Origin of the sequence: Kribbella speibonae, assembly GCF_004331375.1 — a bacterium.
In the GTDB taxonomy this organism is placed as follows: Bacteria; Actinomycetota; Actinomycetes; order Propionibacteriales; family Kribbellaceae; genus Kribbella; species Kribbella sindirgiensis.
This window is the reverse complement of record NZ_SJKC01000001.1, coordinates 1,943,842-1,963,206: the sequence shown is the minus strand read 5'-3', so window position 1 is coordinate 1,963,206 and position 19,365 is coordinate 1,943,842. Positions and strand designations below refer to the sequence as shown.

Here is a 19,365-nt window from a genome sequence, read left to right as displayed (position 1 = left end):
GGAAATCCTCCCCGTGCAACACCCCGAGTACGGCATGATGCTGACGTGATCACGACGTGACGGAACCCAAACCGCGGCGGTCCGGCCGGATCCGGATGACCAGTGCCGAACGTCGCGAGCAGCTCATCACCATCGCCCGCGGCCTGTTCGCCCAGAAGGGCTACGAGGCGACCTCGGTCGAGGAGATCGCGCACCGTGCCGAGGTCTCCAAGCCGGTGGTGTACGAACACTTCGGCGGCAAGGAAGGCCTGTACGCCGTCGTTGTCGACCGCGAGGTCCGCGCGTTGCTCGACGGCGTCACCGGCGCGCTGACGGCCGGCCGTGCGCACGAACTGGTCGAGCAGGCGGCGCTCGCGCTGCTGGACTACATCGAGAACAACTCCGACGGCTTCCGGATTCTGGTCCGCGACTCGCCGGTCGGGTCGTCGACCGGTTCGTTCATCTCGATCCTCAGCGACGTCGCGACCCGGGTCGAGCACATCCTGGCCGAGGAGTTCAAGCGCCGCGGGCTGGAGCCGAAGAACGCCCCGATGTACGCCCAGATGCTGGTCGGCATGGTCGCGCTCACCGGCCAGTGGTGGCTGGACGCCCGCAAGCCGAAGAAGCAGGACGTCGCCGCGCACCTCGTGAACCTCGCCTGGAACGGCCTGTCCGGCCTCGAGGTCAAGCCCGTTCTGGCGACCCGCCCGCACAAGTAACAGCCTCTGGTCGTACGCCGACATCCGACCGTGGAATGACCCCCGCCAGGACCGGGCCCCGTACCCTGGCCAGCATGACGGGGATGCTGACCGCGCGGCCGCTGCCTGCCCGGAGCAGGGCGTTCGACCTGTTCCTCGCCGGCGGCCTCTGCATGATCTTCGGCTTCCTGTCGCTCGCCCAGGCGCACTGGAGCGGCATCCTCGCGTTCGGCATGCTGGTCCCGCTGATCTGGCGCCGCACCCACCCCGAGTTGGTGTTCGGGGCGGTCTGCTCGGTCGCGGTCCTGCAGTGGCTCGGCGGCTTCGAACTGATGCCCGGCAACGTCGGCCTGCTGGTCGCGCTGTACGCGATCTCGGTGTACGGCGACGTACGGCTGAGCCGGATCGCGCTGGGGATCGGCGGTCTCGGCGTCCTGATGGCGACCTCGCGGTACTGGTCGAACTCGGACTGGAAACAGCAGGTCACGATGATGGTCGCGCTCGGCGCGCTCGTCTTCGGCGTGTGGGCGTTCGGCGAGCGTCGCCGTACCCGCGGTCTGTACGTCGCTCAGCTCGAGGAGCGGGCCGCCCAACTCGAAAGGGATCGTGACCGCGAGGCCAAACTGGCCGTGAGCAACGAGCGGACCCGGATCGCCCGCGAGATCCACGACGTGGTGGCGCACGGCCTGTCGATCATGATCGTCCAGGCCGACGGCGGACTGTACGCCGCGGACCAGTCGCCCGAGGCGGCGAAGAAGGCGCTCGCGACGATCGGCGACACCGGCCGCGCGAGCCTGACCGAGATGCGCAAGATGCTCGGGTTGCTCAAGCAGGACGAGCAGAACGAGCTCGACCCGAACCAGCCCCGCCCGCAGCCCGGCGTCTCCAGCCTGCCCGAGCTGATCGAGAACGTCCGCGAGGCGGGGCTCAGCGTCAGCTACGAGGTGACCGGGGTACCCCGCGATCTCCCGGCGCTGCTCGGTCTGACGGCGTACCGGATCGTGCAGGAGGGTCTGACGAACACGCTGAAACACGCCGGGCCGGGAGCGCGGACCTCCGTCAGCCTGGACTTCGGGCGCGAGATGCTGACCGTGGTGGTCACCGACGACGGCCACGGCGCCGGCGTCGCGCCGAGTACGGACCCGGGTCACGGCCTGGTCGGGATGCGGCAACGCGCCTCGGTCTCGGGCGGTACGGTGAGCGCCGGACCGAAGGCAGGCGGCGGGTACGAGGTGATCGCCAAACTGCCCTATAACTTGCCGACTGGAGAGTAAGTGAACGACGACGTGATCCGGGTGTTCCTGGTCGACGATCAGGAGCTGGTCCGAGCGGGATTCACGATGCTGGTCGACTCCCAGGCCGACATGCGGGTGGTCGGGCAGGCGGGAGACGGCGGCGAGGCGATCGAGAAGATCCAGGTGACGGCGTGCGACGTGGTCCTGATGGATGTCCGGATGCCCCGGCTGGACGGTGTGGAGGCCACCCGGCGACTCCAGTCGTTGCCGGAAGCCCCTAGGGTGATCGTGCTGACCACGTTCGACCTGGACGAGTACGCGTTCGCCGCGATCAAGGCCGGCGCGGCCGGTTTCCTGCTCAAGAACACTCCGCCGGCCGACCTGCTGAACGCGATCCGCCAGGTGCACTCCGGGGACGCCGTCGTCTCCCCGAGTACGACGAAACGTCTGCTGGAGCACTTCGCCGGGGCCCTGCCCGACGAGCAGACCGAGCGACCGGACCTCGCCGACCTGACCGCCCGCGAGCGCGAGGTGCTGGTCGAGGTCGCCCGCGGCCTGTCGAACACCGAGATCGCCAAGCTCTTCACGTTGTCCGAGGCAACGGTCAAGACGCATATCGGCCGGATCCTGGCCAAGACCGGCCTGCGGGACCGGGTCGCCCTTGTCGTCCTGGGGTACGAGACCGGGCTGGTCCGGCCCACCAAGTAATACCCAGGTAGTACGGGGAGTCCCGTCTGGAGTCCGACGAGATCGGGGGCTGCGCTCAATAAATTCTTCACCAACGTTCAGTTGAGTTGAGGAGTGACATGAGCTTGCAGACCGGAGAGCTTGCGGCCGGGCGGTTGCCGCAGGACGGGGAGCCGCGGACCGCGATCCGGGCGCACGAGTTGCGCAAGGTGTACGGACAGGGCGACACCGCGGTCGCCGCGCTCGACGGGGTCTCGGTCGACTTCGGGGTCGGCCAGTTCACCGCGATCATGGGCCCGTCGGGGTCCGGCAAGTCGACGCTGATGCACTGCCTGGCCGGGCTGGACACCCCGACCGAGGGCCAGGTGCTGCTCGGCGAGACCGAGCTGACCCGGCTGCCGGACGCGGAGCTGACCAAGATCCGCCGGGACCGGGTCGGCTTCGTGTTCCAGTCGTTCAACCTGCTCCCGATGCTGTCCGCGAACGACAACATCCTGCTCCCGCTCGAGCTCGGCAACCGCAAGCCTGACCAGCAGTGGCTGAGCACGCTGATCGACGTCCTCGGTCTGGCCGACCGGCTCACGCACCGCCCGTCGGAGCTGTCCGGCGGCCAGCAGCAGCGGGTCGCGGTGGCGCGGGCCCTGGTCGGCCGCCCGGAGGTCGTGTTCGCCGACGAGCCGACCGGGAACCTGGACTCGCGGTCCGGCGCCGAGGTACTCGGGTTCCTGCGCCGCTCGGTCCGCGAGTTCGGCCAGACCGTGGTGATGGTGACGCACGACCCGCTCGCGGCGTCGTACGCCGACCGCGTCGTGATGCTTGCCGACGGCAAGCTGGCCGGCGAGCTGCGGCAGCCGACCCCGGAGAGCGTTCTCGACGCACTGCGTCAGCTGGGGGCCTGACGTGCGACGTTCGATCCTCTCCTCGCTGCGCGCCCACCTGGGCCGCTTGATCGCCGCCTGTCTGGCGATCGTCCTCGGGGTCGGTTTCGGCTCGCTCGCGATGATCGTGCACGCGTCCGCGTCACACGGCGTCGACGAGACGATCGGCGCGCAGTACAAGGGCGTCGACGCCATGGTCTACCCGGACCAGGTGGCCATCTCGCCGACCGACATCGCCAAGGTGCAGAAGGTCCAGCAGGCCGCCTCGGTCGTCACGCTGACGACGACGTACATGGACGTCGCGTTCCCCGATCTGGTCCGCGGCACCTCGATCCCGGTCGACGCGCTCTACTCCTCGGCGCAGATCGCCGGTCCCGGCACCTCGTCCGGGCGGTTGCCTACCGCAACGAACGAGATCGCGCTGCCGGCCCGGACCGCGGCCAAGCACAAGGTCGGCGTCGGCCAGACCTTGCGGATCAGCTCGTACGACGACAAGTCGTGGACCGTGACGGTCGTCGGACTGGTCGACGACTCGAAGGTCGTCGGCAGCGCCTCCGCGGTCGCGACTCCGGCCGCGGTGAAGATCTTCGACCCGGGTGCGTACACCCGCGGGATCGCGCTGGCCGCGAAGCCCGGTATCACGCAGCAGCAACTGGCCGACGCCGCCCAGGCTGTGGTGACCAGCGGCCTGACCGCCTACACCGGTGAGGCGTTCATCGAGCACGAGGTGAAGGACTACACCAACGGCATCGACGTCCTCGGCGGTGTGTTCGGGATGTTCGCCGTGATCGCGTTGTTCGTGGCGTGCCTGGTGATCGGCAACACCTTCACGATCGTGATCGCCCAGCGGACCCGGGAGATGGCGCTGCTGCGCTGCGTCGGCGCGTCCCGCCGGCAGGTCTTCTCGTCGGTGATCGCGGAGGCCACTGTGGTCGGCGTGATCGCCTCGGCGATCGGTGTCGTGTTCGGCGTCGCGCTCTCCGCGCTGGGTCTGGCGCTGTCCCGCGAGTTCGACTGGGGCATCCCGCCGGTGCCGCTGCACCTGGATCTGTCGTCGATCTTCCTGCCGCTCCTGCTCGGCACGCTGGCCACGCTGATCGCGGCCGTCGTACCTGCTCGGCGGGCGACGAAGGTGGCGCCGCTCGCCGCGCTCCGTCCCGAGGCCGCTCCGGCGGCCGCGACCAAGGCCGGCGTACTGCGGCTGGTCCTGGGCTTCCTGCTCCTCGCGGGCGGCGGCCTCCTGCTGGCGGCCGGGGCGAAGTCGCACGAGGTACTGATCGGTGTCGCGGGCGGAGCGATCTCGTTCCTCGGCATTCTCGCGGTCGGATCGCTGCTCGTCCCGGCGCTGATCCGCGTGATCGGCGCGCTCCCCGCCCGCGGTGGCGGCGTACCCGCCCGGATCGCCGTCGCGAACGCGGTCCGCAACCCGCGACGGACGGCGGCCACCACGTCGGCGCTGCTCATCGGTGTGACGCTGATCAGCCTCACCTGTGTGGGGATCGCCTCGGTACGGAAAACGTTTGATGTGTCGATGGACGGTCAGTACCCGGTCGATCTGATGGTGACGACGTACAAGGAGAAGATGCCGGCCAGTGCCGAGCAGCAGCTCCGCGACATCAAGGGCGTCACCCAGGTCGTCCCGATCAGCAAGCTGATGGTGAAGTCCGGCGGTCAGGAGCTCGAGGTCACCGGCCTCGACGCGGCCAAGGCCGGATCGGTGATCCACAATCCGGCACTCGCCGCGCAGGTCAAGGCCGGTACGGCGTTGCTCGACTACCCGACCATGCGGATGCTGAAGGTCGAGAACGGGAGCCCGGTGACGATCGTGGCGGGGCAGCACAAGCTGACGCTGACCGCCCAGCGCGGGAACGGACTCGACCCGTTCACGGTCACCTCGACCGATCTGGCGAAACTGGCGCCGAGCGCGCCGGTGACCGGGTTCTGGCTGGCGTCGGATCCGAAGGCGGACGGCGGGGACGTGATCGACGCCGTGGAGCAGTCGATCCCGACCGTCAAGGATCTGTCGGTCGAGGGCGGACTGGCCGAGCGGACCAGCTACACGCAGATCTTCGACGTACTGCTGATCGTCGCCGTCGGTCTGCTCGGCGTCTCGGTGCTGATCGCACTGGTCGGCGTCGGCAACACGCTCAGCCTGTCGGTGCTCGAACGAACCCGGGAGAACGCGCTGCTCCGGGCGATGGGCCTGTCCCGCCGCCAGCTGCGCCGGATGCTCGCGGTCGAATCGTTGCTGATGGCACTGGTCGCGGCCGGTCTCGGGATCGTCCTCGGCCTGATCTACGGCTGGACCGGGACGAGCGCGCTGATGGGCGGCCAGACGGTCGACGGCGCCGTGGAGTACGCCGTACCCGGGAAACTGCTGATCGTGATCGCGGCTGTCGCTGCGGTCGCGGGCCTGGTCGCCTCGGTCCTACCGGCCCGCCGAGCGGCCAAGGTCGCCCCGGCCGGCGCACTGGCGACCGAATAAGCCAGCGGCTCGCCCGGCTTGAGGGGGCCGGGCGAGCCGCTTTCACACAATCTCGACCCGATTCCCGTGGCCGTCCGCGGTGTGAAAACGCCGACGACCCGGGATCGTCTCGTTGTCCCACGTCACCGGATAGCCCAACGCCTCGAGCCGCGCGGCCAGCGCGTCCAGATCATCGACAGCCAACGCCGGATGCGCCTTCTTCGCCGGCGTGAACTCCTTCTCCACCCCGACGTGGATCTCCGCGGCGCCATGCCTGAACCAGCATCCACCACGCGCTCGAAGCAGCTCCGGCTTCTCCACCTCGGTCATCCCGAGCGCCTCGCCGTAGAACGCCCGCGCCACATCCTCGCCACCCGGCGGGCACGACACCTGCACATGATCAAGCCGCATGTTCATCCCTTCTTCTGCGCCACCGCGAAGATCCGCCGGAACGGCAGCAACGTCCCGTACTCCTTCTGCGGATAGGCCTCCGCCAACCGCGCGCCGTACTCCGCTTCGAATGCAGGCCGCACATCGTCCGGCAGCGACTGCAGCACCGGCCGCGCGCCGGTCCCCTTCACCCACTCCAGTACGGCGTTGTCGCCGGACAGCAGGTGGAAGTACGTCGTCTCCCACGCGTCCACCACGCAACCCTCCGCGCTGAGCGCGTCGACGTACCCGGCCGGACCAGGTACGTCGGGACGCAACGAGGTGTCCTTCGCGTACTCGGCGTACGGCTCGGTGCCGGCCAGCTCCCGCAGGATCGCGTGCGACGGCGCATCGCCGTTGCCCGGGATCTGGATCGCCAGCCACCCGCCCGGCCGCAGCGCCCGGACGAACCCGGGCAGCAGGTCGAGCTGCTCCGGCACCCACTGCAGCGTCGCGTTCGTGACGATCACGTCCAGCGAACCGGGTTCGACGCTCCACTCGCGGACGTCACCGAGCTCGAAGCTCAGGTGGTCGTCGGCGTACTGCGCCGCCGCCTCGAGCATCTGCGGCGAGCTGTCGATCCCGCGGATCACGGCGTCCGGCCAGACCTGCCGCAGCGTCGCGGTCAACGCGCCCGGCCCGCAGCCGAGGTCGACCACGGTCCGTACGTCGGTCGCCCGCACTCGCTCGACCAGGTCCCGGAACGGCCGGGCGCGCTCGTCGGCGTACGTGCCGTACTGCTCTGGACTCCACACCGGAGACGTGCGCATCGTGACTGCCCCTCTCAGATTTATCTTGACGTCGAGATACTCTAACGCCAGTACTTGTCTTGATGTCAAGAGTCTTGATGGGTACTCTCAGGATCATGGAGGACGAGGTCGATCGGCTGATCGAGGCCTGGCGCCGCGAGCGCCCCGACCTCGACGTGGCGCCGATGGAGGTGCTGTCCCGGGTCAGCCGGCTGGCGCGGCATCTCGACCGCGCCCGCAGTCAGGCCTTCGACACCCACGGCCTCGAGTCCTGGGAGTTCGACGTCCTCGCAGCACTGCGCCGGGCGGGTACGCCGTACCAACTGTCCCCCGGCAAGCTACTCAAGGAAACCCTGGTCACGTCCGGCACGATGACGAACCGAGTCGATCGGCTGACCGCCCGCGGCCTGGTCGAACGGCTGCCGGATCCGCATGACCGGCGCGGCGTGCTGGTCCAGCTGACGCCGGCGGGCCGCGACAAGGTCGACGCCGCGATGGCCGACCTGCTGACCCATGAGCGCGCACTGCTCGGCGGCCTCAGCGACGGCGACCAGCAGAAGATCGCCCGGGTGCTACGAGAGCTGGTCCGCCCCTTCGATCTGGAAAAGCACTGACCGAAAACAACCGGTTTGCGTCGGCCACAAAACGTCCGGACAAAGCGCCGCCGAAATACCCGGAATTATCCGAAAAGACAACCCGTCACTTCTGCCCCGGTCCGATCGTTGCTAGTTGCAACGAGATCGAGAGACTGCTGTAGCCGACGACTATCGACACCGGCTGGGCCCACTACTAGGGTCGTCACCGTCGGTCGCTGATCGACTACAAAATGTCAGAACACGGTGACTTCGGCGGCAAGAGGTGGTTCGCCGAAAGTGGCCGCGCGGTGTCCGGGGCTCGGGGCCCGAACAACGCCGGCCGGCACGGGGCCCGCTCACCCAGGAGCTCGGCGCCCCCTCCGAATCACAGGGGATCGGAGGGGCGCCGTGGCTCGAAACCCCTGCTGGTCCGGGGGTTCCACGCGTCCTACTCCGCGCGTTCCGCCGCCTCGAACCAGGCCGTTTCCAGCTCGCCGCGCTCGTCGGCCAGCTTGCGGAGCTCGGCATCCAGCGCGGAGAGCCGCTCGTAGTCGCTCGCACTCACGGCCAGCTGGTCGTGCAGTTTCTTCTCGGCCTCGGTGATCTTCGCGAGCTGCCGCTCGATCCGGTTCAGCTCCTTCTTCGCCGCCCGGGCCGCTGCCGCGTCAGCCATCGGACGTTCAATCAAATGGCCGTTTTCCGCCGTTGACAAATCGGTGGACACTTCCGCGGCCGGCGTCAACGCATTCGACGCCGTCCGCCGCGGAATTCCGGCCGCGAGTTCGTCGAGATACTGCTCGACACCGCGCGGCAGATGCCGGACCCGGGCGTCGCCCATGATCGCGTAAACCATGTCGCTGACCCGCTCCAGGAAGTACCGGTCGTGGGTGACGGTGACGACGACACCGGGCCAGCTGTCCAGGAAATCCTCGAGCACGGTCAGCGTCTCGACGTCCAGGTCGTTGGTCGGTTCGTCGAGGATCAGCACGTTCGGCTCGTCGAGCAGGATGCGCAGCAGCTGCAGGCGGCGCCGTTCACCACCGGACAGGTCCGAGATCCGGGTCGTCAGCTTGTCCCCGGTGAACCCGAACCGCTCGAGCAGCTGCGACGACGTCAGCTCACCGCCCCGCCCGGCGAGCGCCGCCGTACGCCGGATCGCGGTGATGTGGTCGAGGACGGTGACCGTGCCGTCGATCTCCTCGAGCGTCTGCGACAGGTTGGCGATCCGGACCGTCTTGCCCTGCTTGACCAGGCCCCGGTCCGGCGCGAGCTGCCCGGTGAGGACCCTCAGGAACGTGGTCTTGCCGGCGCCGTTCGGGCCGAGCAGCCCGATCCGGTCGGCCGGTCCGAGCCGGAACGTGACGTGGTCGAGCATCTTCCGGTCGCCGAAGCTCAGGCTGACGTCCTCGACGTCGAACACGTCTTTGCCGAGCCGCGCGGTCGCCAGCTGCGACAGCGCGAGCTTGTCCCGCGGCGGCGGCACGTCCTCGATCAGCGCGTTCGCCGCCTCGATCCGGAACTTCGGCTTCGTGCTGCGGGCAGGCGCGCCACGACGCAGCCAGGCGAGCTCCTTCTGCAGGAGGTTCTGCCGCTTTGCCTCGGTGACCTGCGCGGTCCGGGCCCGCTCGGCCTTGGCGAGGACGTACGCCGCGTACCCGCCGTCGTACGACGTGACGCGGCCGCCCTGCACCTCCCACGTGTCGGTGCAGACCGCGTCCAGGAACCAGCGGTCGTGGGTCACGACGATCAGCGCGCTGGCCCGGTCGACGACATGCTCGGCGAGCCAGCTGACCGCCTCGATGTCGAGGTGGTTGGTGGGCTCGTCGAGAATCAGCAGGTCGACCTCGGTGAGCAGCAGTCGGGCCAGCGAGGCGCGGCGCCGCTCACCACCGCTCAGGCTGCCGACCAACGCTTGGTGGTCGACTTCGCCGAGCAGGTGCTCCATCACCGAGCGTGCCCGTGGATCGGCCGCCCAGGTGTAGGTCTCGACATCGCCGAGGACCGCGTGCAGCACGGTCTGGTCGGGGTCGAGGTCGTCGGTCTGACCGAGGTACCCGAGCCGCAGCTCGCGATTGTGGGTGATCCGGCCGCTGTCGGGCTCCTCACGCCGGGCCAGGACCTGCAGGAGCGTCGACTTGCCGTCGCCGTTGCGCCCGACCACGCCGATGCGCTCACCACGGCCTACGCCGAGACTGACCGAGTCGAGCAGTGTGCGGGTCCCGAAGCCCTTCGAAACAGCTTCCAGATTGACCAAGTTAGGTGCCGCCATAACGCGCCCAAGGGTAGCTGACTGCGCGAGCCGTGCCAGGATCGTCCAGGTGTTGACTACCGCCTGGCTCGAAGGACTGTCCCTCGGCGATGCGATCGCCGCCGATCCGCTCGAAGGCGGCTACGCCAGCAAGACGTTCCGCGTGCGGACGACGCTGGGCGAATCGGTGGTCGTGAAGACCCAGGACGACCTGCCGGCGGACCTGTACGCGCTGGAGGCGGACGGTCTCGACGCGCTGCGTGCGCCGGGCGGATTCGCCGTACCGTCAGTTCTCCGGGTGACGTCGTCGTACCTCGTGCTGACTGACCTCGGTACGTCGGAACCGTCGCCGACGTACTGGGAGGACGCCGGGCGGGCGCTGGCGGTGCAGCATCAGCAGACCGCGGACAAGTTCGGGTACCACCTCGACAACTACCTGGGCACGCTCCCGCAGCGGAACCCGTGGACGACTGACGGGCACGCCTTCTTCGCCGAGCACCGACTGCTCCGCTACCTGGAGGAGCCGAACTGCCACAACCAACTCCCGTCAGAGGATCGTCGCCGCGTGGAACGCGTCGCCGGCCGCCTCCCCGAGCTCATCCCGCCGCAGCCGCCCTCCCTCCTCCATGGCGACCTGTGGCACGGCAACCTGCTCCCCGCCCCGGACGGCGGCCCGGCCATGATCGATCCCGCCGTCCACTACGGCTGGCCCGAGGCCGACCTGGCCACCCTCCTCATCTACGGGCAGCTCTCCGACACGTTCTTCGACGCCTACGAGGAGGCGCACCCGCTCGCCCCGGGCTGGCGCGACCGACTGCCCCTCCTCCACCTCCGCGAACTCCTCTGCATCACCGCCCACTGGCCAGACCGCGCGGAAACCGTTTCCGAAATTTCCGAAATCCTCAAAGAACTCGACTGAGGTTCAGGACGTACTGCTTCTCGTTGAGCGGGTTGCCGTCCGTCCGGGCACGGCTGGGCGCTGGGCCTGGGACAGGGCTGTAGCCGTGAAAGCTGGTGGCGAGGAGCGCCTCGCCCCGGCCGAGGGTGGGAAGCAGGGACTCGAAGGGGTGTGTGGTGGCGGCCGGGATGGTGCCTTCGACGTGAGCCTGGGTCTCGGTGAGCGTGGTCTGCGTGACGATGCCGCGGTGTTCGGCGACATGGGCGAGCACCCGGGACACGGTGTCGGACGGCACGTCCAGCTCGAAGTGGTTGACCGGCTCCAGCACCGTCGTACCGGCCTCGGCGATCGCCTGCAGGAGGACGAGCGGCACCAGCTTGCGGAAGTCCCCGGCCACGGTCACCGGGCTCCAGTACGCCGTGTGCGTCAGATCGACCCGGATGTCCGGAACCTCCCACCCGAACAGGCCTTGGTGCAGCGTCTGCCGGACCGTCTCCTCGATCGCCGTGTGGAACGCCCGCGGCAGCCCGCCGAGCTCCACCTCCAGGTTGTATTCGATGCCCTCGGCAACCGGTGACACCCGGAAGCCGACCCCTGCGGCCCACGGGCCCTCGGTGATCTCGCGCATCGCCGAGCCGGTACCGATCAGCCGCTCGACGTGGATCGGCGTCGTCTCGCTGAAGGTGACGTCGACGCCGTACTCGGACTCGAGCAACGACGCGATCACCTCCTTCTGGACCTCGCCGTACAGGCTCACGGTGATCTCGCCGGTACCGCCCGTCTTCCGGACCCGGATCAGCGGATCCTGCTCGGCGAGCTGCGTCAACGCCTGGAACAGCTTCACCCGATCCCGCGCACTCACCACGGTCTCCAGCGTCGGCGGCGCGAACAGCCGGTGGGCGTACGACGTACGGACGCCGAGCTGATCGCCGATCCGGATGCTCTTCAAACCCCGCAACGCCACGATCTGACCGGCCTCGGCCCGATCCACCGCGTGCCGGCCGCCGTCCTCGAACACGTCGATCCCGCTCGGGCGCACCTGGTACGCCGGGCCGTCCAGCGGATGCACCGGAACCGTCGCCCGCGCGGCCAGCGTCCCGCTGACGATCCGCGCGGACGCGATCTTCTGTCCGGCCGCGCCCCGCTCGACCTTGAACACCCGCGCCCGCAGCTCGTCCTCCGGCGCCGCGATCGCCCGCGGCAACCACTGACGGATCCCGTCGATCACCTCGGCGATCCCGACCCCGGTCATCGCGGACCCGAAGTACACCGGATACATCTGGGCCTTCGCGACCTGACGGCGCAGCTCCGCCGCGTTGTCGACCTCAGCACCCTCGAGGTACAGCTCGAGGAACGAATCATTGCGCTCGGCAAGCATCTCGCCGACCTCGGCGCGCTGCACCGGCAGCGGTACGACGGACGCCGTCCGCAGGCCGAGATCCGCCACCGACTCCATCGGTACGGCGGCCGGCGTCAGCAACCGGCGGAGGTCGGCGAGCAAGTCGTCGTACCGCGCGCCCACCCGGTCGATCTTGTTCACGAACAGCAGCGTCGGGATCCGGAGCCGGTCCAGGGTGCGCATCAGCAACCGCGTCTGCGGCTGCACGCCCTCGACCGCGGAGATCACCAGCACCGCGCCGTCCAGGACGGAGAGCGCGCGCTCGACCTCGGCGATGAAGTCGGAGTGCCCCGGGGTGTCGATCAGGTTGACCGGCAGATCACCGAGCGCGAACGACACCACCGCCGAGCGGATCGTGATACCGCGTTTCCGCTCGAGATCCATCGAGTCGGTCTGCGTGTTCCCGTCGTCGACCCGGCCGACCCGGTCGATGACGCCGGCGGCGTACAGCAGCCGCTCGGTCAGGCTGGTCTTACCGGCGTCGACATGCGCCACAATACCCATCGTCAGAGAGTTCAAGAGTCCTCGCGAATGCGTCGAAGCGATCAGTACCCATGGGGTGGATCGATTCGCGGCGCATCCCGGTCTCCTGTCTGGTTCGATGAGGGTTCTCGTGGCGAAGCTAGCACCGGCCGCCGCCGGTGACGAACGATTTTTCAGGCTTCGAGGATCGGTACGTCGTACTTCTGGATGAACCGGTCGCGCGTCACGAGCGTCAGCCGCTCGACCAGCGCCTGCGCGACCAGCATCCGATCGAACGGATCCCGATGGATTGCCGGCAGTTGCCCCGCGAGCTCGGCATGCGACGTCCGGATCGGCAGTTCGCTCAGGCCGCTGTCCTCGACCACGTCACCGAGCTCCTCCGGCAGGTCGATCTGACCGGCGGCGGCCTTGATCGACAGCTCCCATCTGGTGGCGGCGCTGACGTACACCTCGAACTCGGTGTCGATCCGATCCTTCAGGTCATCCGAGAGATCGCCGACGTCCTGCAGCCACCACAGCAGGACATGTGTGTCCAGCAAGAGCCGCGCAGCGCCCGGCGCCGCGATCACGGCTGCATGCCGAAGTCGGCCGCAATCTCGGCGTTGGTCTCGGGCGAGTCCCAGTCGTCGGTGTAGCTGATCCGTCCGGCCAGTGAGCCACGGCCCGTCCGGCGCCCGACGTCGGCCAGCGGCACCACCTTGGCGACCGGATGCCCGGCACGGCTGATGACCACGATCTCGCCGTGTTCGACACGATCGATGATGCGTGACAGCTGCGTCTTCGCCTCATGGATGTTGTACTGCGCGAGCTCGCTCACCACATCCTCCTTAGTCCACTTAGCTAAGTGTACTACCGGCTGACGATCGCAGGGAGGATTCTGGCGCCCGGGACGGGGCCTTCGGCCTGGCGGACCATGCGGCAGCGGCCGGACTCGGCGAGCTCCACGGCCAGGTCGACGGCGCTGCGGCTGTCGGCGGCGAGGAAGAGACAGGTGGGCCCGGAGCCGGAGATCTGCGCGGCCAGCGCCCCCTGGTCGAGGCCGAACTGGAGCGTTTCGCCCAGCTCGGGGCGCAGCGACAACGCCGCGGCCTGCAGGTCGTTGCTGAGTGCAACGGCGAGGGCGCCGGGCTGGCCGGACAGCAGCGCCGACATCAGCTCCGGACGGACCTGCGGCGCCTCGACACGGCGCAGCGGACGCATCCGGTCCAGCTCGCGGTACACGTCCGGCGTCGACAACCCGCCGTCGGCGATCGCGAACACCCAGTGAAACGTCCCGCGGGACATCACCTCAGTGACCTGCTCGCCTCGTCCCTGACCGAGCGCCGTGTGGCCGACCAAGCAGAACGGCACGTCACTGCCGAGCTCGGCCGCATGATGCTGCAACTCGGTCTGGGTCAGCTGCAGGCCCCACAGCCGGTTGCACGCCACCAGAGTCGCTGCCGCGTCAGTCGATCCGCCGGCCATCCCGCCGGCCACCGGGATCGTCTTGCGGATCGTCAGGTCGACGCCCTCGTCGACGTCGTACTCCGCCTGCAGCAACTGCGCCGCCCGCACCGCGAGGTTGGTCTCGTCGGTCGGTACGTCGTCCGCGAAGTCACCCGAGATCTCCACCGAGATCTCGCCGTCGTCGTCGCGCAGTACGGCGGTCACGTCGTCGTACAGGGCAACGGCCTGGTACACCGTGGCGACCGGGTGGAACCCGTCCGGGCGCGGCGGACCGACCGACAGACCGAGATTGATCTTGGCCGGCGCCCGCACCGTGACCTCAGCAGAAGGTGGCACGTCGCACAGGCTAGTGCCTTACACAGTCCGACCTGCACCTGCGAGTGTGGCGAACTCTGTGATCCCCAGCATCTCGCCGCGCACTCTCGGGTCGATCCCCGCGGCCTCCAGAACCTCGTCGAGGCGTGAACGGTCCGGCATCCAGCGGGCCAGCGCGGACCGGATCGTCTTACGGCGCTGCGAGAACGCGGCCTCGATCACCGCGAACACCTCCTCGCGAGTCGCCTCCGTCGCGGGCGGCTCGCGGCGCTCGAACGCGACGAGCCCGGAGTCCACGTTCGGCGCCGGCCAGAAGACGTTCCGTCCGATCGGCCCGGCGCGCCGCACCTCGGCGTACCACGCGGCCTTCGCCGAAGGTACGCCGTACGTCCGCGAACCCGGTCCGGCCGCCAACCGGTCCGCGACCTCGGACTGCACCATCACCAGACCGTGCCGCAGCGAGTCCGAGACCTGGAGCAGGTGCAGCAGCACCGGCACCGCGACGTTGTACGGCAGGTTCGCCACGCAGGCGGTCGGCTCGCCGATCTCCGCGGGCGTCACGTCCATCGCATCCGCCTCGACCACGGTCAGCCTGGACGCCTGGTGCGGCGCGTACGACGCGACGGTCGACGGCAGCGCCTGCGCGAGCAGCGGGTCGATCTCGACAGCGGTGACCCGGTGCCCTTCCGCGAGCAGCGCCAGCGTCAGGGACCCCAGACCCGGCCCGATCTCGAGCACGGTCTCTTCGGGCGTCAGCTCGGCGGCGCGCACGATCCGGCGCACCGTGTTCGGGTCGATGACGAAGTTCTGGCCGCGCTGCTTGGTCGGGCGGACCCCGAGGGAAGCGGCCAGCGAACGCACATCAGCCGGACCGAGCAGTCTCGGTCCGGCTGATGCCGATGAATCAGACGAGGTCACCCCGTCAGTCTTGCACTACGCGCGCTTGCCGCAGACCGGCCAGGCGCCGTAGCCGCCGCGGTCGGCCTTGACCTTCTCCGCGATCGCGATCTGCTGCGCCTTCGACGCACCGTTCGCGTTGTACGCGTACGCCGTACCGCCGTAGGCAGCCCAGGTGCCGTGGTCGAACTGCAGACCGCCGTAGTACCCGTTGCCGCTGTTGATCGACCAGTTACCGCCCGACTCGCACTCGGCGATCCGGTCCCACGCGCCGACGTTGCTGCTCGACGGCGTGTCGGTCTCGGTGGTCTCGGTGGTCGGCTCCGCCGGCTTCGGCTTGGTGCCGACCACGACCTGCTCGTCGACCGCCTTGGCGACCACCTTCGACCCGACCACCTTGGTGGCCGACAGCTTGCCGTCCAGGTAGGTGTACAGGTACGTGACGGCCTTGGAGCCGTCGGTGCCCTTGGTCGTGGTCTTCTTGGTGCCCACTTCCAGCGTCGCCGACTTGGTCTCGTCGGTGCCGTGCGCGACCGCCTCGGTCTTGGTGACGGTCTTCTGCAGGACCGACACGAAACCGATCGTGTTCACGCCGAGCTTCAACGGGGTGGCCGCGGCCGGGGTGATCCGGTCGTCGGAGTCCCAACGGACCTTCGCCGCGGTCAGCGCCTCGCCGACGGTGCCGGCCAGCGACTTGATCGTCACGGTCTTGCCGAGGTGCACGATCTGCACGGTCTTCGGCGTCGTGATGGTCAGCTCGAGGCCCTGGCGGCCGAGCGGCGCGCTCCGGCTGGTGGACAGCTGGGCGCCGTCGTACCGCAGACCCAGATCGGCCAGCGCCTCGTGCACACTGTCGGCCGTGGTCCAGTACGCCTTCTTGGTGCCGTCCGCGTTGACAGTCAACTGCCGCCCGTACTGCACGGCGATCTCCTGGCCGTCCTTCAGCTTCGAGTCCGCGCCGGGCGCGACGACGTCGTGCTCACCGACCTGAACTTTCTCGGCCTTCAGGGCGTCTGCCACGGTGGAACCGAAGGTGTGAACCTTCCGCACCTGGCCGTCGACGGAGAGGGTGACGGTCTTGCTCTTCGCGGCATACGCCACGGAGCCGCCCGCGACGGCGAACGCAGCCGTCGCACCGACGGCCACGATGATGGACTTACGCACTAACGCTCCCAGGTAGGGCTACCCGGGCACGGGGTGGGACAGCACAGGCACCGGCCGCGAGCGCCAGGCTGGCGGCCTGGAACCTGTGGTCGACGCCGAGGGGCGTGCTGTGCCCGGAACCTTCCCCGATCCCGGCCAACATCACGGGACCATAACGAAGAAGTCGCGGAAGTGCCAATCCCCTGGTCGGCGAGTCGCAAAAAGGTGTAACGGCGTACTTACACCGTGTGATGGCCCCACTGCCCCCGATGGACCACTTCGGCGGTCGTCCGGCGCCCCCGTTTCAGCGACGGCGACCGCTTGTCCGGGGCCCGGTGACCGACCGACAGCACCCCGACCAGATCGAACCCCTCGGGTACGCCGAACTCCTTCAGCAACCGGCCCACCTTGTCCGCGGGAGGCCCGAAAAAGCAGGCTCCCAGGCCTTCGTCGACGACCGTCTGCAACATCAGCAGGACCGCCATCCCGGTATCGACGTACCAGTACGGCGCCGTCCAGCGACCCTCGTCCCGATCGGTCCAGCCCTTGTCCGCCTCGGTGTACCGATCGAGGTACGCGTCCTTGTGCGCGAAGGCCAGAATCAGCAGCGGGGCCCGGCGCAGCCCTGTGACCCATTCAACATATTTGGGATCCGGATCCTCGGCCGCGATCCGCCAGTACCGCTCCCGGTCCTCCCCCTCCAGGGTCAGGAACGCCCACCCCTGCGTGAACCCACCCGAAGGCGCCCGCAACCCGTTCTCGAGAATCCGCTCCCGAACGTCCTCCGGCACCCCCCGATCCGGGTCGTAGTTCCGCACCATCCGCCGCCGCCGGACAACCTCACTGAACTCCATGAAGCCTGTCTATCAGGCGTGCGAGGAGGAAGGCTTCGGTGCCCGCGAGGCCCACCGAGCAGAAGATCACGGTCTGGTCCGGCGACCTCCGCCCGGGCGCGTCACCCGCGAGAACGGCACCGAGGCTCGTCAGCCGCTCGTGCTGCGGCGTACCGGCCAGGACGAACGGCGGGTCGTACGCCGAGGTCTGCGCCACCGAGTCGGTCACCGCCACATCGGCGCGCGCGACCAGGTCGGGCCCGAACTCGGCCCGGCCGACCTGCTTGGGTCCCAGCGTCGTCACGTAGGCGCCGGGCGCGATCCAGTCGGCCTCGAGGACAGGTGTCGGGCTGCTCGTCGCCAGTACGACGAGGTCCTGTCCCTCGACCGCTTCCTGAGCCGAGCCCGCCGCGACCGCGGGCAGTCCGAGCTCCTCGGAAACCCTTGCGACAAAGGCGTTCCGCCGTACTGGATCGCGGCTGAACACCCGGACCTCGCTGAGGGTGCGGACCGCGGAGATCGCCCAGAGTTGCGTCCAGGCCTGCGGCCCGGCGCCGACCAGACCGAGGCTGGTGGCAGCCGGATTCGCGAGCGCGTCGACGGCGACCGCGCCGATCGCACCGACCCGGCGCGGGCCGAGCTCGTTGCCTACGGCCACACCACGGACGTCGCCGGAGGTCCAGTCGTGGACGACGACCATCTGGCTGCCGGGATCGGTCGGGAACGTGTCGTACGACCGGTAGCCGTACCACTCGCCCTCGAGTGCGCCCGTCGTGAAGACGAGGTTGCCGGCGCCCAGTTCGGCATGGACGCGCGGCGGCGTGTGCAACCGGCCGTCGTGTGCCGCCAGGATCGCGTCGCGCATCCAGGCGACGGCATCGGGTGCCGTCAACCGCTCGCGGATGTCGGCGTCCGTCAGCACCTTCACCACGAGCCGCCGAAGGCCCGGTTCGCGTTGTCGTTGAGGGCGGTACAGAGTTCGGGGACCGAGATGTTGAGGACGTCGGCCATCTTTCGGACCGTGTGGGGGATCAGGTACGACGCGTTCGGTTTGCCGCGGTACGGCGAGGGCGTCAGGTACGGGGCGTCCGTCTCGACGAGGATGCGGTCGACGGGCGTGACGGCCAGGGCGTCGCGGAGGGACTGGGCATTCTTGAACGTGACCACGCCGGCGAAGCTCAGGTAGGCGCCGCGGTTCACGCACTCGCGGGCGAACTCGGTGTCGCCGGAGAAGCAGTGCATCACCAGCCGGTCCGGTACGCCCTCGCGGTCCAGGATGCGCAGGATGTCGTCGTGCGCGTCCCGGTCGTGGATCATCAGCGTCTTGTCCAGGCGCTTCGCGAGCTCGATGTGCGCGGCGAACGACTCGTGCTGCGCGGCCTGCCCGTCCTCGCCGGTCCGGAAGTAGTCCAGCCCGGTCTCACCGATCACCCGGACCTTGTCGCTGCTCGCCGCGAGCCGCTCGATCTCGGCCAGTGCGCTCTCCAGCTCACCGGCCGCCTTCAGCTTCGGCGCCTCGTTCGGGTGCAGGGCGACACCGGCGATCAGGTTCGGGTACTGCGTGGCGGCCTCGACCGCCCACACCGCCCCCGGCAGATCACACCCCACCTGCACGATCCGCGTCACCCCCACCGACTTGGCCAGCCGAATCGCCTCCGCCGGACTCAGCCAGTCCCCGTCCTCCCCATCCGCGATATCCAGATGACAGTGCGCATCCACCACACTCATCGGCAACGGATCCGGCACCCTGGGCCGCACCCGATCCCGAGACCGCCCATCCTCCCCCACCGCAGCCCGAGCCCTCGTCGGCCGACCCACCTCCACACCATCACCCATGCGCCCCAGATTACTGAGTCACTTGACGACTCTCCGGCCCGAGGTGCGGATGGCCGAGGGTGGTCAGGTCCTTGCGGATTTGTGCATGTCGACAGTACGTATACGTCCACTGTCCAGCGATCCGGACTACCGCCCGGTGCAGGATGGCAGGTAGTAGACACATACGTACTGTC

At 68.9% G+C, this 19,365-nt stretch carries 19 protein-coding genes; 7 read left to right on the top strand and 12 right to left on the bottom strand.

All coding sequences use genetic code 11. From position 1 onward, the window contains the following. Positions 1-56: 56 nt before the first annotated feature. From E0H92_RS09885 to E0H92_RS09865, 5 genes are all read left to right on the top strand, one after another. Positions 57-698: a TetR/AcrR family transcriptional regulator gene (locus tag E0H92_RS09885; RefSeq protein ID WP_131285843.1), complete on the top strand. Its 642-nt coding sequence runs from the start codon at positions 57-59 to the stop codon at positions 696-698. A 74-nt stretch (positions 699-772) separates the two neighbouring features. Beyond that, positions 773-1,951 carry a sensor histidine kinase gene (locus E0H92_RS09880; RefSeq protein ID WP_238153483.1) on the top strand — a complete coding sequence of 393 codons (1,179 nt, stop codon included), beginning with the start codon at positions 773-775 and terminating at the stop codon, positions 1,949-1,951. Beyond that, positions 1,952-2,620 (top strand): response regulator, encoded by a 669-nt coding sequence (locus E0H92_RS09875; protein ID WP_131496029.1) that lies wholly within the window; start codon positions 1,952-1,954, stop codon positions 2,618-2,620. A 98-nt stretch (positions 2,621-2,718) separates the two neighbouring features. Beyond that, positions 2,719-3,498, top strand: a complete 780-nt coding sequence (locus tag E0H92_RS09870; protein WP_131468293.1) for an ABC transporter ATP-binding protein — start codon at positions 2,719-2,721, stop codon at positions 3,496-3,498. Position 3,499: 1 nt separating this feature from the next. Beyond that, positions 3,500-5,962, top strand: coding sequence for an ABC transporter permease (locus tag E0H92_RS09865; protein WP_131496028.1), 2,463 nt, complete (start codon positions 3,500-3,502; stop codon positions 5,960-5,962). Positions 5,963-6,004: 42 nt separating this feature from the next. Here E0H92_RS09865 and E0H92_RS09860 read toward each other — a convergent pair whose 3' ends face one another. Together E0H92_RS09860 and E0H92_RS09855 are read right to left on the bottom strand one after the other, a co-directional pair. Beyond that, the gene (locus E0H92_RS09860; protein WP_202873558.1) at positions 6,005-6,352 is read right to left on the bottom strand and encodes a VOC family protein; all 348 of its coding nucleotides are present in this window, start codon (positions 6,350-6,352) and stop codon (positions 6,005-6,007) included. Positions 6,353-6,354: 2 nt separating this feature from the next. Further along, the gene (locus E0H92_RS09855; RefSeq protein ID WP_131468299.1) at positions 6,355-7,140 is read right to left on the bottom strand and encodes a methyltransferase domain-containing protein; all 786 of its coding nucleotides are present in this window, start codon (positions 7,138-7,140) and stop codon (positions 6,355-6,357) included. A gap of 95 nt (positions 7,141-7,235) precedes the next feature. Between E0H92_RS09855 and E0H92_RS09850 the strand changes: the two genes are divergently transcribed. After that, entirely contained in the window at positions 7,236-7,733 is a 498-nt protein-coding gene (locus E0H92_RS09850) for a MarR family winged helix-turn-helix transcriptional regulator (RefSeq protein WP_131468301.1), read from the top strand. 409 nt (positions 7,734-8,142) lie between these two features. Here the strand turns inward: E0H92_RS09850 and E0H92_RS09845 are convergent, their stop codons facing one another. After that, the gene (locus E0H92_RS09845) at positions 8,143-9,963 is read right to left on the bottom strand and encodes an ABC-F family ATP-binding cassette domain-containing protein (protein WP_131468303.1); all 1,821 of its coding nucleotides are present in this window, start codon (positions 9,961-9,963) and stop codon (positions 8,143-8,145) included. A gap of 49 nt (positions 9,964-10,012) precedes the next feature. Here E0H92_RS09845 and E0H92_RS09840 point away from each other — a divergent pair, with 49 nt between their 5' ends. Continuing rightward, positions 10,013-10,861, top strand: coding sequence for a fructosamine kinase family protein (locus E0H92_RS09840; protein ID WP_165549729.1), 849 nt, complete (start codon positions 10,013-10,015; stop codon positions 10,859-10,861). Here E0H92_RS09840 and E0H92_RS09835 read toward each other — a convergent pair. The 9 genes from E0H92_RS09835 to E0H92_RS09795 all read right to left on the bottom strand — a co-directional run bounded on the left by E0H92_RS09835 (position 10,845) and on the right by E0H92_RS09795 (position 19,084). Then, positions 10,845-12,743: an elongation factor G gene (locus E0H92_RS09835; protein WP_202873557.1), complete on the bottom strand. Its 1,899-nt coding sequence runs from the start codon at positions 12,741-12,743 to the stop codon at positions 10,845-10,847. The genes E0H92_RS09840 and E0H92_RS09835 overlap by 17 nt on opposite strands. Positions 12,744-12,895: 152 nt before the next feature. Continuing rightward, entirely contained in the window at positions 12,896-13,291 is a 396-nt protein-coding gene (locus tag E0H92_RS09830) for a type II toxin-antitoxin system VapC family toxin (protein WP_131496025.1), read from the bottom strand. After that, entirely contained in the window at positions 13,288-13,539 is a 252-nt protein-coding gene (locus E0H92_RS09825) for a type II toxin-antitoxin system Phd/YefM family antitoxin (RefSeq protein ID WP_238153484.1), read from the bottom strand. The genes E0H92_RS09830 and E0H92_RS09825 overlap by 4 nt, the downstream gene beginning before the upstream one ends. Positions 13,540-13,571: 32 nt before the next feature. Next, positions 13,572-14,504 carry a 4-(cytidine 5'-diphospho)-2-C-methyl-D-erythritol kinase gene (locus E0H92_RS09820; RefSeq protein WP_202873556.1) on the bottom strand — a complete coding sequence of 311 codons (933 nt, stop codon included), beginning with the start codon at positions 14,502-14,504 and terminating at the stop codon, positions 13,572-13,574. Between the two features lie 18 nt (positions 14,505-14,522). Next, positions 14,523-15,401, bottom strand: a complete 879-nt coding sequence (gene rsmA / locus E0H92_RS09815; RefSeq protein ID WP_131496024.1) for a 16S rRNA (adenine(1518)-N(6)/adenine(1519)-N(6))-dimethyltransferase RsmA — start codon at positions 15,399-15,401, stop codon at positions 14,523-14,525. 15 nt (positions 15,402-15,416) lie between these two features. Next, positions 15,417-16,544, bottom strand: coding sequence for a resuscitation-promoting factor (locus E0H92_RS45460; protein ID WP_131468317.1), 1,128 nt, complete (start codon positions 16,542-16,544; stop codon positions 15,417-15,419). Positions 16,545-16,762: 218 nt separating this feature from the next. Continuing rightward, positions 16,763-17,377, bottom strand: coding sequence for a nitroreductase family protein (locus tag E0H92_RS09805; RefSeq protein WP_131468319.1), 615 nt, complete (start codon positions 17,375-17,377; stop codon positions 16,763-16,765). Next, a complete protein-coding gene (locus tag E0H92_RS09800; protein ID WP_202873555.1) occupies positions 17,364-18,284 on the bottom strand; it encodes an ornithine cyclodeaminase family protein in 921 nt (306 codons plus the stop codon). Before E0H92_RS09800 ends, E0H92_RS09805 begins: the two co-directional genes overlap by 14 nt. Next, on the bottom strand, positions 18,281-19,084 hold the full coding sequence (locus E0H92_RS09795) for a TatD family hydrolase (protein ID WP_238153485.1): 804 nt from the start codon (positions 19,082-19,084) through the stop codon (positions 18,281-18,283). The genes E0H92_RS09800 and E0H92_RS09795 overlap by 4 nt, the downstream gene beginning before the upstream one ends. Positions 19,085-19,365 lie beyond the last annotated feature (281 nt).